Source organism: Methylibium sp. Root1272, assembly GCF_001425905.1.
In the GTDB taxonomy this organism is placed as follows: domain Bacteria; phylum Pseudomonadota; class Gammaproteobacteria; order Burkholderiales; family Burkholderiaceae_C; genus Methylibium.
The window spans coordinates 365,654-377,307 of the sequence record NZ_LMDY01000013.1 but is presented as its reverse complement, the minus strand read 5'-3'; the positions used below and the strand labels follow the sequence as shown (position 1 = coordinate 377,307).

13 protein-coding genes are annotated in these 11,654 nt (G+C 67.3%); 8 read left to right on the top strand and 5 right to left on the bottom strand.

Translation table 11 applies throughout. The features are described from left to right. Positions 1–91 precede the first annotated feature (91 nt). Positions 92–328: a hypothetical protein gene (locus tag ASC67_RS10815; protein ID WP_056319616.1), complete on the top strand. Its 237-nt coding sequence runs from the start codon at positions 92–94 to the stop codon at positions 326–328. Positions 329–759: 431 nt separating this feature from the next. Here ASC67_RS10815 and ASC67_RS20590 read toward each other — a convergent pair whose 3' ends face one another. Continuing rightward, positions 760–1,362: a hypothetical protein gene (locus ASC67_RS20590; protein ID WP_156466734.1), complete on the bottom strand. Its 603-nt coding sequence runs from the start codon at positions 1,360–1,362 to the stop codon at positions 760–762. Between the two features lie 138 nt (positions 1,363–1,500). On the opposite strand from ASC67_RS20590, the gene ASC67_RS10805 reads away from it, so the two are divergent. Further along, positions 1,501–2,325: a hypothetical protein gene (locus tag ASC67_RS10805; protein ID WP_056319610.1), complete on the top strand. Its 825-nt coding sequence runs from the start codon at positions 1,501–1,503 to the stop codon at positions 2,323–2,325. Positions 2,326–2,332: 7 nt separating this feature from the next. On the opposite strand, the gene ASC67_RS10800 is transcribed toward ASC67_RS10805, so the two are convergent. Next, positions 2,333–2,908: a hypothetical protein gene (locus tag ASC67_RS10800; RefSeq protein ID WP_235566284.1), complete on the bottom strand. Its 576-nt coding sequence runs from the start codon at positions 2,906–2,908 to the stop codon at positions 2,333–2,335. Positions 2,909–3,572: 664 nt separating this feature from the next. Here ASC67_RS10800 and rpmH point away from each other — a divergent pair. From rpmH to ASC67_RS10770, 6 genes are all read left to right on the top strand, one after another. Continuing rightward, positions 3,573–3,707 (top strand): 50S ribosomal protein L34, encoded by a 135-nt coding sequence (gene rpmH, locus ASC67_RS10795; RefSeq protein ID WP_011831400.1) that lies wholly within the window; start codon positions 3,573–3,575, stop codon positions 3,705–3,707. A 24-nt stretch (positions 3,708–3,731) separates the two neighbouring features. Continuing rightward, the gene (locus ASC67_RS20285) at positions 3,732–4,166 is read left to right on the top strand and encodes a ribonuclease P protein component (RefSeq protein ID WP_082535950.1); all 435 of its coding nucleotides are present in this window, start codon (positions 3,732–3,734) and stop codon (positions 4,164–4,166) included. Further along, a complete protein-coding gene (gene yidD, locus ASC67_RS10785) occupies positions 4,163–4,525 on the top strand; it encodes a membrane protein insertion efficiency factor YidD (protein WP_082535949.1) in 363 nt (120 codons plus the stop codon). The genes ASC67_RS20285 and yidD overlap by 4 nt, the downstream gene beginning before the upstream one ends. Beyond that, on the top strand, positions 4,522–6,195 hold the full coding sequence (gene yidC / locus ASC67_RS10780; protein WP_056319604.1) for a membrane protein insertase YidC: 1,674 nt from the start codon (positions 4,522–4,524) through the stop codon (positions 6,193–6,195). Before yidD ends, yidC begins: the two co-directional genes overlap by 4 nt. 87 nt (positions 6,196–6,282) lie before the next feature. Beyond that, positions 6,283–7,698 carry a tRNA uridine-5-carboxymethylaminomethyl(34) synthesis GTPase MnmE gene (gene mnmE / locus ASC67_RS10775; protein WP_056319602.1) on the top strand — a complete coding sequence of 472 codons (1,416 nt, stop codon included), beginning with the start codon at positions 6,283–6,285 and terminating at the stop codon, positions 7,696–7,698. 106 nt (positions 7,699–7,804) lie between these two features. Then, the gene (locus ASC67_RS10770; RefSeq protein WP_056320790.1) at positions 7,805–8,266 is read left to right on the top strand and encodes a cyclic nucleotide-binding domain-containing protein; all 462 of its coding nucleotides are present in this window, start codon (positions 7,805–7,807) and stop codon (positions 8,264–8,266) included. Between the two features lie 89 nt (positions 8,267–8,355). Here ASC67_RS10770 and ASC67_RS10765 read toward each other — a convergent pair whose 3' ends face one another. From ASC67_RS10765 to ASC67_RS10755, 3 genes are all read right to left on the bottom strand, one after another. Then, entirely contained in the window at positions 8,356–8,895 is a 540-nt protein-coding gene (locus ASC67_RS10765) for an adenine phosphoribosyltransferase (protein WP_056319598.1), read from the bottom strand. Between the two features lie 77 nt (positions 8,896–8,972). Further along, entirely contained in the window at positions 8,973–9,575 is a 603-nt protein-coding gene (locus ASC67_RS10760) for a histidine phosphatase family protein (protein WP_056319594.1), read from the bottom strand. A gap of 14 nt (positions 9,576–9,589) precedes the next feature. Next, positions 9,590–11,587, bottom strand: coding sequence for a monovalent cation:proton antiporter family protein (locus tag ASC67_RS10755; RefSeq protein WP_056319590.1), 1,998 nt, complete (start codon positions 11,585–11,587; stop codon positions 9,590–9,592). Between the last annotated feature and the right edge of the window lie 67 nt (positions 11,588–11,654).

Genomic DNA, 11,654 nt, shown 5'->3' with positions numbered 1-11,654 from the left:
TGCCGACCCCGTCAGCCGTCGAGGCTGTGCATGGATTCACCCTAGCTCACCGGACTAGCCGTCCGGTGTGGCTGCCAGAGAAGCTCAGCGTATGCCCAAGAAGGATCTGAACCAGCTTGCTAAGTCCATCGTCGACCAGGCCGTCGGCGACGAGGCGAAGTACATGGATGCGCGCCGAGCGGCGTCCCGCAAGGGGGGTCTTGTGGGCGGTCAGAAGCGCACGGAGTCGATGACGGAGGCCGAGCGCAAGGCGTTGTCAGCAAAGGGCGTCGCCGCGCGGAAAAAGGCCCCGGCGGGTGAGGCCGGGGCGGGTCTGGTTAAGAAGTGATCAGTGGAACAAGTCCATCTGATCGGGGTGTGAGCGGCAATGCTCGCAGACGTTTTCCCACCGGCCGAACCGGAAGCGGACGTAAGCGCGCACATGAACGCCCTTGGGGTACATGCAGAAGTGCATGGTTTGTCCTCAAGGATTGAGGGCAAATTTCGTCCCATCACCGCTCCAGACCGCTTAAAATCTGGGGTGTTCTATCCGAACTGGTGGTGGGTGGCGCGAGCCCTAACCAACGCCAAAAGCGCCTCGGCTCCTACCCCGGGGCGTTTTACTTTCCGCCCTACGTTGCGGACATGGTTCCTCCATGATTCTTGGCTAGAATACGGACGTCCTTCCGGCGCATGACGCTTACACGCGCCGTCGCAACCAAGATGCCGCTGAAGGATAGAACGGCCACGGTCCCCAACGTGGCCGTTCGCCTTTGTGCGCTACTTGAAGATCGCATTCATGATCTCCTGCGCCTTAGCGATACCTTGGTTGTTCAACTGGTAGCGGCGCCCGCGGTGTGACCCCGCCGTCAGCACATAAGCAGCGTTCGGTGTCATCGCTCGGTCCACGCGATCCAACTGATGAAGCCCGGATTGTTTTGCGGCCTGCATGAGGCGAACGCCTGTCACGGGATACTCGGACGCCTTCAACTCCTGGTAGCCATACAGCAGCAGTAGAAGTGCCTCGCTAGCCGTCTTCGGCAGCGCCAGCAGCGAGACGATGGCGTTCTTCTCGGCAAAGACCCGACGCATACTCACCGTTTCCACGCCAGGCTGCGATGGTGGTGCTGCAGGCGTCGCGGCCAACTTCGATGGATCGTCGCCGTCGCCGCTCGGGGCAGGCGCAGGAGTTGGTGCAAAAGAGGCGGCAGCCGGGGCAGGAGTGGGTGCCACAGGCGGCGCTGCAGGAGCGATCTTCCCAATACCACCGACCGCCGCGAGGAAGGCTTTGTACGCTTCCGCCGCATCCTCTGGGCGCCCCTCGAACTCGAACTCATGCTCGCCGAGTTTGAACTTGATCTTTGACGTGCCAGAGTCAGCCATCGCAACCATCCTACGAAGCCGGTCCCCACCAGCTCGCGCCGATTATGGCATCCGTCACGCCGTGACGCAACTACACGTCGCCTGCTGTTGACGTGTAATTTGCTCTGGTTTATAGTTCAGTTCAAACGAGGCCTGAACATGAACCGACTCCCCATCGAGAAGCGCGCCCAGATCATTGGTCTGCTGGTCGAGGGCATGTCGATGCGGGCCGTGACCCGGATCACCGGCGTCTCGATCAACACCGTCACGAAGTTGCTGGAAGATGTGGGCATGGCCTGCAACTTCTACCAAGCGCAGACGCTCGTGAACCTGCCGTGCAAGTCGGTTCAGTGCGATGAAATCTGGGCCTTCTGCGGCAAGAAGCAGAAGAACGCGCGCGGCGCCGAACTGGACGGGCTGGGCGTCGGCGACGTGTGGACCTGGACGGCCCTGTGCGCCGATACCAAGCTGATCGTGTCGTACATGATCGGCAAGCGCGATGTGACCTACGCCGGCCCGTTCATCGCCGATCTGGCGTCGCGCTTGTCAAGCCGCATTCAACTGTCCACGGACGGCCACCACGCCTACGTCAAGGCGGTGGATATGGCCTTCGCTGGCGATGTCGACTACGGGATGCTCAAGAAGGTCTATGGCTCGCCGATGGAGGGTCAGCGCCGCTACAGCCCGGCCGAGTTCGTTTCCGCTGAGAAGCGCGTCATGGTTGGCAACCCTGACGACGCGAAGATTTCGACCAGCTTTGTCGAGCGTCAGAACCTGACCATGCGCATGGGGATGCGCCGCTTTACGCGGCTGACCAACGGCTTCAGCAAGAAGGTACAGAACCTAGAGCACGCAGTCTCGCTGCACTTCATGCACTACAACTTCGCGCGCATCCACAAGACGCTGCGCGTCACGCCAGCGATGGCGTCCGGCGTCAGCGATCATGTTTGGTCGCTTGAGGAGATTGCAGCGCTGGCAGACTAACCGCCAACTACAGGCCCGGAAGACGAAAGTAGCCTTTGATGCAGTTCGGATCGCACACAGCAATCTGAATGTGGTTCTTCTTTCGGAAGCCGGCATTTTCATAGAGTTCCGGGCCTTCGAAGAAGGCCGCGCGGACCGACTGAAAGGGCGTGAGTCCTTCTTCTCGCCGAAGGTCGTGCATGGCTTTGACGACTATCCTGTCGCGATAACGCCGAACCCGATCCGGGCCAAGATCATTTTCCGGCATCGGACGCCCCGCTGCAGCGTAAATCTGGCTGATGAAATTGAAGGCGCGCTCAAGTTCTTCACTTCGCTCCAAGTCGAGCAGATTGCAGCAGTGTCCCAAGTCGATGATTGCGCCGACAACAAAGGGTTCGTCAATCGAACCTGCGACCTGCGCGGGCTTCAGTTTTGCTTCCCAAGCCCAATCGTGGGCTCGCCACGGATCGTTCTCCCAGAAATAGATACCTTCGCCGAGCCAGTCGTGCGAGTTGCTACTGGTACGCAGATGCTTGCCAGAACTAAGCACGGCTTCTCCATGGCTGCGGTCGCAGCCGTGAAAACCGAGCACAAGACCTGGCATTCGCTTGTATTCAGGCCACTCCGGTGGCGCTGGTCGAGCGGTTGGCGGCTTAGCCGCCATACTTCTTCGGAGTGTTCCCGTGCGCGGTGACGAACCCGCTTTGCTTTAGGTAGTCCATCGCCCTCGATGGATTGCTAGTCAGCCGCTCTTGCAGCCGATCAACCCGACCAGCTACGTCTGGGTCGGTTAGCCTCCGACCATCATCCCGAACTGCACCAGCGGAGGACGCGCTTTTCCCTCGACGTGAAGTCACGCCAGAAGTTGCCATGTCATTTCTCCTGATGAACCGGCGGCCGGCGGCCACCTGTTGGACGCTTTGAATGTAGGCATAAGTGCTTGTGGATAGTGTGGACAACCACGTTATATGTTGACGACTTAGCAAAAACCCCACTGCGACTGGAGAGGCCAACCGGAGCACCCGCAGCGACCGTTACATCTCAAACTGAGACACCACCTCTCGGTGCAAGTCGTTGACCGAAAAGGGGATTTTTGATGTAATCCTGGGTTCCCCGCATCGGGTACGCGGCTGGTTCGGGCAAGGTGCTCGGGCCGCTGCAGGCTCACTGCAGCATTGCCTGAACCCGGCCTTCCCGCGAGTCCGGCCCCTCGGCACGCTGACGTTCCCTATGCCCCCGCATTGCCCGTCCAGGGGCCAGAGGCTCACATGAAACGCACCTACCAACCTTCGAAGACCCGCCGCGCCCGCACCCATGGCTTCCTCGTGCGCATGAAGACGCGCGGCGGCCGCCGGGTGCTGAACGCACGCCGCGCCAAGGGCCGCAAGCGCCTGGGTCTCTGATCCAGCCGCTTCCGCTCGCGAGGCGTGAGCCGCACCACCGCCCCTGCGGGGTTGCGCGCTGCCGATTTCGAGCGGGTGCTCGCCCAGCGGCCCTGTGCCCGGACCGAACACTTCGTGCTTCACCACCTGTCCGCCACGAAAGAGGGCGCCGCCGGCGAGTTGTCAACACCGGCGAGCAGCGTGCCCGATGGGCTTGTGGATGAACCGCTGCGTTTCGGCCTGGTGATCCCCAAGCGCCATGCGCGCCGCGCCGTGACGCGCAGCCTGATCAAGCGACAAGGGCGCAACGCCTTCCAGCGCGGCGCGGCCGCCTTGCGCGCGGGCGACTGGGTGCTGCGCCTGCGCAGCCCGTTCCCGGTGGCCCAGTTCCCCAGTGCTGCATCGAACGCACTGCGCACGGCCGTGCACGGCGAGCTGGCCGCGCTGTTCCTCGCGGCGGCTTCCGGGGCACGGCGATGAGGGCCGCGCCGGGTGCGGCGGCCTGGCTGGGCCGCCTGCCGCAGCGGCTTCTGATCGGGGCGGTGCAGGGCTATCGCCTGTTCTTCAGTGCCTGGCTCGGCAGTGGCTGCCGCTTCACGCCCACCTGCTCCGTCTACGCGATCGAGGCGCTGGAACGCCACGGCGCGCTGAGCGGCAGCTACCTGACCACGCGACGCCTGCTGCGCTGCCATCCTGGCTGCGACGGCGGCCACGACCCGGTTCCCGGTCGGCCGCCCGGCTGGCTCACCGGCCACCGTGCCGCTGAATCGTCTTCTTCTTCCTCTTCCAGCGAGGTGGCCGCATCGGCACCGCGCGCTCCCTGCGAGATCTCGTCATGACCGATATGCGCCGCACCCTGCTGTGGGTGGTGTTCACGATGTCGCTCGTCCTGTTGTGGGACGCGTGGAACAAGCACACCGGCCAGCCTTCGATGTTCTCCCCCGCGACACGGCCGGTCGCGGCCGGCAGTGCACCCGGGGCGACGCCGCCGGCCTCTGCCGCGCTGCCGTCGGCCACGGCGGCGGCGCCCGCTTTCGGCGCGGCTGACGGCGGCAGCACGCCGCCGGCCCTGGTGGCACCAGCGGCCACCGCGCCGACCGTGACCGTGAGCACCGACGTGCTGAAGCTCACGCTCGACGCGCGCGGTGGCGACGTGGTGCACGCCGAACTGCTGACGCAGGTGGATCAGAACGACCGCACCCGCAACGTGGTGCTGTTCGACCGCTCCAAGGAGCGCGTCTACCTCGCTCAGACCGGTCTGGTGGGCGCGCCCAACCTGCCCAACCACCTGACGGCCTATACGCTGGTGCCCGGCGAGACCAGCCTGGCCGCCGGCAAGGACGCGCTGGAGGTGGTGTTCGAGTCGCCCGAGCAGGGCGGCGTGAAGCTGAAGAAGACGCTGACCCTGCAGCGCGGCAACTATGCGGTGCAGGTGCGCCACGAGCTGGTCAACACGGGCGCGGCCGCGATCTCGCCGCAGCTGTACGTGCAACTGGTTCGCGACGGCAATGCGCCCCCTGGGGAATCGAGCTTCTACAGCACCTTCACCGGCCCGGTGGTCTACACCGACGCCAGCAAGTTCCACAAGGTCGACTTCAAGTCGATCGAGAAGGGCAACGCCGAGCACGACAAGACCGCCGACAACGGCTGGGTCGCGATGGTGCAGCACTACTTCTTCTCGGCCTGGCTGCACAACGACAAGGCGCCGCGCGAGTTCTACACGCGCAAGATCGACGTCAACCTGTACGCGGTGGGCCAGCTGTTCCCGCTGGGCGAGATCGCCCCGGGCGCGAGCAAGCAGTTCGACAGCGTGCTGTTCGTCGGCCCGCAGGAAGAGAAGAAGCTCGAGGCGCTGTCCCCCGGCCTGGAGCTGGTGAAGGACTACGGCTGGTTCACGATCATCGCGAAGCCGCTGTTCTGGCTGCTCGACCAGCTGCACAAGCTGATCGGCAACTGGGGCTGGGCGATCGTGGCACTGGTGGTGCTGCTGAAGGCGGCGTTCTACTGGCTCAACGCCAAGGCCTATGCGTCGATGGCGAAGATGAAGGCCATCAACCCGAAGATCATGGAGATGCGCGAGCGGCTGAAGGACAAGCCGCAGCAGATGCAGCAGGAGATGATGCGCATCTACAAGGAGGAGAAGGTCAACCCGCTGGGCGGCTGCCTGCCGATCCTGGTGCAGATGCCGGTGTTCATCGCGCTGTACTGGGTGCTGCTGTCGAGCGTGGAGATGCGCAATGCGCCGTGGCTGGGCTGGATCACCGACCTGTCGGTGCGCGACCCGCTGTTCATCCTGCCGGTGGTGATGACCGGCACCACGCTGCTGCAGACCTGGCTGAACCCGACGCCGCCGGATCCGATGCAGGCCAAGATGATGTGGATCATGCCGCTGGTGTTCTCGGTGATGTTCTTCTTCTTCCCGGCCGGCCTGGTGCTGTACTGGATCACCAACAACCTGCTGTCGATCGCGCAGCAGTGGGTGATCAACCGACGGCTGGGCGTGAACTGATTCCAGGCGTCGTCGGCCCGCCCCGGCCGATCCGTCACGACGCCCCGCTCGCGGGGCGTCTTGCTTTCCGGGCCGACAATCGCGCGCATGCAGCTGCCCCGCCACCACGACCCCATCGTCGCGATCGCGACGGCGCCCGGGCGCGGCGCCGTGGGCATCGTGCGCGTGTCCGGGCGCGGCCTCGGGGCGCTGATCGAAGCGGTGTGCGGACGCGCGCTGAAGCCGCGCCACGCCCACTACGGCCCCTTCCTCGACGCGCAGGGCGAGGCCATCGACCAGGGCCTGGCGCTGCACTTCCCGGCGCCGCACAGCTACACCGGCGAGGAGGTGCTGGAGCTGCAGGCGCACGGTGGCCCGGTGCTGCTGCAACTGCTGCTGGCGCGCTGCCTGGAGGCCGCCGCGCAGCCCGATGCGCGCAGCGGCTTGCCGCGCCTGCGCGGCCTGCGCGTGGCCGAGCCCGGCGAATTCACCGAGCGCGCCTTCCTGAACGACAAGCTCGACCTGGCCCAGGCCGAGGCGGTGGCCGACCTGATCGACGCCAGCACCGAAGCTGCGGCTCGCTCGGCCGGCCGGGCGCTGGCCGGTGCCTTCTCGCAGCAGGTCGACACGCTGCGCGACCGGCTGATCGAGTTGCGCATGCTGGTCGAGGCCACGCTCGACTTCCCCGAGGAGGAGATCGACTTCCTGGAAAAGGCCGACGCACGCGGCCGGCTCGCCCGCATCGCCGACGCGCTGGACGCGGTGCGGGCGCGGGCGAAGCAAGGCGCGCTGCTGCGCGAGGGCTTGCGCGTGGTGCTGGCCGGGCAGCCCAACGTCGGCAAGAGCTCGTTGCTGAATGCGCTGGCCGGCGCCGAGCTGGCGATCGTGACGCCGATCGCCGGCACCACGCGCGACAAGGTGGCCGAGACCATCCAGATCGAAGGCGTGCCGCTGCATGTGGTCGACACGGCCGGCCTGCGCGCCGAGGACGATGCGCGTGACGAGGTCGAGCGCATCGGCATGCAGCGCAGCTGGGGTGCGATCGGCGAGGCCGATGCGGTGATCTTCCTGCACGACCTCACGCGTGCCGGCGATCCGGGCTACGACGCCGCGGAGCGCGACATCTCGCAACGCCTGCCGGCCGGCGTGCAGGTGCTCGACGTGCACAACAAGGCCGATGCGGCAGCGGACAGCGCCGCTACGCTGCCACCGCAGGCGCTGCGGCTGTCGGCGCGCACCGGCGAGGGCCTGGACCCACTGCGCCGCCGGCTGCTGCAGCTGGCCGGCTGGCAGGCCGGCAGCGAGGGCGTGTTCATCGCCCGCACGCGGCACCTGCAGGCGCTGCAGGCGACGGCCGAGCACCTGGTTCGCGCACAGCAGCTGGCGGCCCGCGCCGACGCCGCGCTCGACCTGCTGGCCGAGGAGCTGCGGCTGGCGCACGATGCGCTCGGCGTGATCACCGGCCGTTACACGCCGGACGACCTGCTGGGAGACATCTTCAGCAGGTTCTGCATCGGCAAGTGACGCACTTCACGTTCGGCACCGCGACCCTCCCCGAAGCACGCGTTTGGCGTGCATGGCCGACCTGCCGATAATCGGTTCCCGCCAGGGCTTCGAACCAGACACCGCCATGACCACCGACGAACTGATCCACGCGATCCAGTCGCTGAACGCCGAAGACGCGTTCCGCCCGCGGCTCGACCCACAGCAATGGCGCACCTTCACGCAGTACCTGACGCGCCACGAGATCCGCTCCGGCGAGCTGCTGCTCAAGCAGGGAGAGCAGGACCGCACGCTCTATTTCCTGGGCCAAGGTTCGCTGCAGGTGTATGCGACCGGCGGCACGACGAACAAGATCGCGATCCTGCGGCCCGGCGCGATGTGCGGCGAGCCCGGTCTGTTCGCCGACGGCGAGCGCACCGCCTCGGTCGAGGCGATGACGGCCAGCGTGGTGTGGGCGCTGCGCCTGCCGCGTTTCGAGGAGCTGTGCGCCCGCGTGCCGGTGATCGCGCTCGAGGTGCTGCGCGCGGCGGGTTCGGTGATGGCGCTGAGGATGCGCGGCAACATCGCGCGGCAGACGCCGATCACGTAAGCGGTTCGCTGCGGTGAGGAATGTCGACGAGGGCCGCATTCGCGGCCCTTGGTCTTGCTGCGCGGTGAGAAACCGCCTGGTGATGAGGCTCAGTGCCCGTCGAACGACACCAGCGTGAACAGAGACAGGCCGGCGGCGCGCAGCTTGGCGGCGCCGCCGAGTTCCGGCAGATCGACGATCGCCGCGCCCTCGATCACGGTGGCGCCGAGCCTTTCGAGCAGGCGCTTGCCGGCCATCATGGTGCCGCCGGTGGCGATCAGGTCGTCGATCAGCAGCACGCGGTCGCCGGCCTTCACCGCGTCGGTGTGGATCTCCACCGCGGCCGAGCCGTACTCGAGCTCGTAGCTTTCCTCGACGGTGGTGTAGGGCAGCTTGCCTTTCTTGCGGATCGGCACGAAGCCGATGTTGAGCTCGTAGGCCAGCACCGAGCCGATGATGAATCCGCGCGCATCCAGCCCGGCGATCGCATCGGGCCGCAGGTCGAAATAGCGGTGCACGAACTGGTCGATCAGCACGCGGAACACCTTCGGGTTCTGCAGCAGCGGCGTGATGTCGCGGAACTGCACGCCCGGCGACGGCCAGTCGGGCACGGTGCGGATGGTCTGGCGGATCAGGCTGCGGTCGTCCATGCGGGTGGCGTGCCGGTGAGTTGAAGCGCGTAGCGAGGCCGGCCATTATCGGCAGCCCGACCGACGAGCGGGCCGTGTCAGGCCGGCGGCAAGCGGCCGAGCAGCACTGGTGGCCCGCCGCCTGACGCCGCGCGCAGCACCAGACCTTCGCCCGACGCGGTGCTCTCGCCGAGCAGCGCGCTCAGCGTGAACTGGTGGCTGACCCACACCTCGAAACTGCCCGGGGGCACTTTCGCGAGCGCCTGCCGTAGCGCGGCGACCTGTGACGAAGCGGCGTCGGTTCCTGTGCGCACCGAGCCGAGCGCGTCCCAGCGTTCCACCGTGCCGAACGCGAGCGTGGCGGTCTCGATGCAGCGGCACCACGGGCTCGATCTCACGGCCGACGGCTGCAGGCTTTGCGCCGCGAACCACGCACCGATCCGGCGAGCCTGGGCTCGCCCGGCGTCATCGAGGTTGCGCTGGGTCGTGCATTGCTCGAGCGTGAAGCCCGGCGGGTCGAACGTGCCGGGGGCGTAGGCATGGCGGAACGCGGCCACCACGGCGCCGGCCCGCAGCGCCTGCGCCAGATCCGGCGCGGCGAGCAGCTCCGCGCCTGCGGCCGACCGGTGGAACGACAGGCCGGCGGGCGCGGCGGTCACCAGCGTGGCGTTCAGCAGCAGCGAGCGGCGCGACAGCAGCATGGTGAGACCACCGCTCAGCCGCGCAGCAGCCGCGCCTCGGCGCGAGCCAGCGTTTCGGGCCGACCCGACAGCACCAGCGTGTCGCCGGCGGCGAGCACCAGCGTCTCGTCGGGGTGCACCACGTTGCCGCGGGCGCGGCGCAGCGAGACGACCTGCACCTGCAGTTCGTCGAGCGCCTGTTCGATGATCGTGCGGCCGAGGCTGGCGCTGCTCTCGGACAGCGTGATGCTCTGCAGGCGCCGCTGCTGCAACTCCTCGACGGTGTCGTCGTCGGCGCCGTGGAAGTAGCCGCGCAGCAGGCCGTAGCGTGCGTCGCGCTGGTCCTGCACGAGACGGATCACGCGCCGCATCGGCACGCCGACCAGCGCCAGCACGTGCGAGGCCATCATCAGCGAGCCCTCGATCGCCTCGGGCACCACCTCGGTCGCGCCGGCGGCCTGCAGCGGCTCGAGGTCGCTGTCGTCGAGGGTGCGCACGATCACCGGCACCGTGGGGGCGTGCTCTCGCACCAGACGCAGGATCTTCAGCGCCGACGGGGTGTCGTGGTAGCTGATCACCACCGCCGTCGCGCGCGCCAGGCCGGCGGCCATCAGGCTTTGCAGCCGGGCCGCGTCGCCGAACACCACGTTCTGGCCGGCGGCGGCGGCCTGGCGCACGCGGTCGGGGTCGAGGTCGAGCGCCATGTAGGGGATGTGCTCGGAACTCAGCAGCTGCGCCAGGTTCTGGCCGCTGCGGCCGTAGCCGCAGATGATCACGTGGGCCTCGGCGTGGATCGCCTTGGTGGCGATGCTGGTCAGCGCCACCGACTGCAGCAACCAGTCGCTGGCCGCGAGCCGCATCACGATGCGGTTGCTGTAGAGGATGAGCAAGGGCGTGGCGAGCATCGACAACACCATCGACGCCAGCACCGGGCTCTGCAGGCGCGCGGGCAGCAGCTGGTTCTGCGTGGCCAGCGCCAGCAGCACGAAGCCGAATTCGCCGGCCTGTGCGAGGTAGAGCCCGGTGCGCAGCGCCACGCCGGCCGGCGCGCCGAAGACGCGTGCCAGCAGCGTGACGAGGCCGAACTTGAACAACACCGGCAGCACCGTCAGCGCGGCCACCACCATCCACTGGTCCCAGATGGCGCGCCAGTCGAGCTTCATGCCGATGGTGATGAAGAACAGGCCGAGCAGCACGTCGTGGAAGGGCCGGATGTCGGTCTCGACCTGGTGCTTGTATTCGGTCTCGGCGATCAGCATGCCGGCGATGAAGGCGCCGAGCGCGAGCGACAGGCCGGCGTGCTCGGTCAGCCAGGCCAGACCCAGCGTGACGAGCAGCAGGTTGAGGATGAACAGCTCCTCGCTGCGACCGCGCGCGACCAGCGTGAGCCACCAGCGCATCACCCGCTGTCCGCCTACCAGCAGCAGCGTCAGCAGCACCGCGGCCTTGAGCGCGGCAAACAGCAGCGCGCGCGTCATGTCGCCGGCCGATTCGCCGAGCGCCGGGATCAGCACCAGCAGCGGCACCACGGCCAGATCCTGGAACAGCAGCACGCCCATCACGCGGCGACCGTGCGGCGTCTCGAGTTCGATGCGCTCGGCCATCATCTTGACGACGATGGCGGTGCTGCTCATCGCGAGCGCCGCGCCCAGCGCGATCGCGCTTTGCCAGCCCAGCCCCCAGGGCTTGCCGGCGAGCGCGAGGCCCCAGGCCAGCAGCGCGTTGCCGGCCACGGCGGCGGCGATGGTCAGCGACACCTGAGACAGGCCGAGGCCGAACACCAGCGTGCGCATGCTGCGCAGCTTGGGCAGGTTGAACTCCAGCCCGATCACGAACATCAGGAACACGACGCCGAACTCGGCGAGGTACTGCACGCCGCCGGAGTCGCGCGCCAGCGCCAGCGCGTTCGGGCCGATGAGCACGCCGGCGGCCAGGTAGCCGAGCATCGGCGGCAACTTCAGGGAGCGGCAGGCCGCGACGCTGAGCACCGCGGCCACCAGGTAGAGCAGGGCGAGTTCGAGGGAGGAGGCCATCCGTTGGGGGCTTGCAGGATCGGTGCCGCGGGCGGCGACCCGCGCGAGAGGCGGCGCCTAGAATGGT

Excerpts from the sequence above, each read along its gene's own strand:
- ASC67_RS10815 (WP_056319616.1), top strand. The coding sequence starts at position 92 with ATGCCCAAGAAGGATCTGAACCAGCTTGCTAAGTCCATCGTCGACCAG.
- ASC67_RS20590 (WP_156466734.1), bottom strand. The coding sequence starts at position 1,362 with ATGGCTGACTCTGGCACGTCAAAGATCAAGTTCAAACTCGGCGAGCAT.
- ASC67_RS10805 (WP_056319610.1), top strand. The coding sequence starts at position 1,501 with ATGAACCGACTCCCCATCGAGAAGCGCGCCCAGATCATTGGTCTGCTG.
- ASC67_RS10800 (WP_235566284.1), bottom strand. The coding sequence starts at position 2,908 with ATGCCAGGTCTTGTGCTCGGTTTTCACGGCTGCGACCGCAGCCATGGA.
- rpmH (WP_011831400.1), top strand. The coding sequence starts at position 3,573 with ATGAAACGCACCTACCAACCTTCGAAGACCCGCCGCGCCCGCACCCAT.
- yidD (WP_082535949.1), top strand. The coding sequence starts at position 4,163 with ATGAGGGCCGCGCCGGGTGCGGCGGCCTGGCTGGGCCGCCTGCCGCAG.
- yidC (WP_056319604.1), top strand. The coding sequence starts at position 4,522 with ATGACCGATATGCGCCGCACCCTGCTGTGGGTGGTGTTCACGATGTCG.
- mnmE (WP_056319602.1), top strand. The coding sequence starts at position 6,283 with ATGCAGCTGCCCCGCCACCACGACCCCATCGTCGCGATCGCGACGGCG.
- ASC67_RS10770 (WP_056320790.1), top strand. The coding sequence starts at position 7,805 with ATGACCACCGACGAACTGATCCACGCGATCCAGTCGCTGAACGCCGAA.
- ASC67_RS10765 (WP_056319598.1), bottom strand. The coding sequence starts at position 8,895 with ATGGACGACCGCAGCCTGATCCGCCAGACCATCCGCACCGTGCCCGAC.
- ASC67_RS10760 (WP_056319594.1), bottom strand. The coding sequence starts at position 9,575 with ATGCTGCTGTCGCGCCGCTCGCTGCTGCTGAACGCCACGCTGGTGACC.
- ASC67_RS10755 (WP_056319590.1), bottom strand. The coding sequence starts at position 11,587 with ATGGCCTCCTCCCTCGAACTCGCCCTGCTCTACCTGGTGGCCGCGGTG.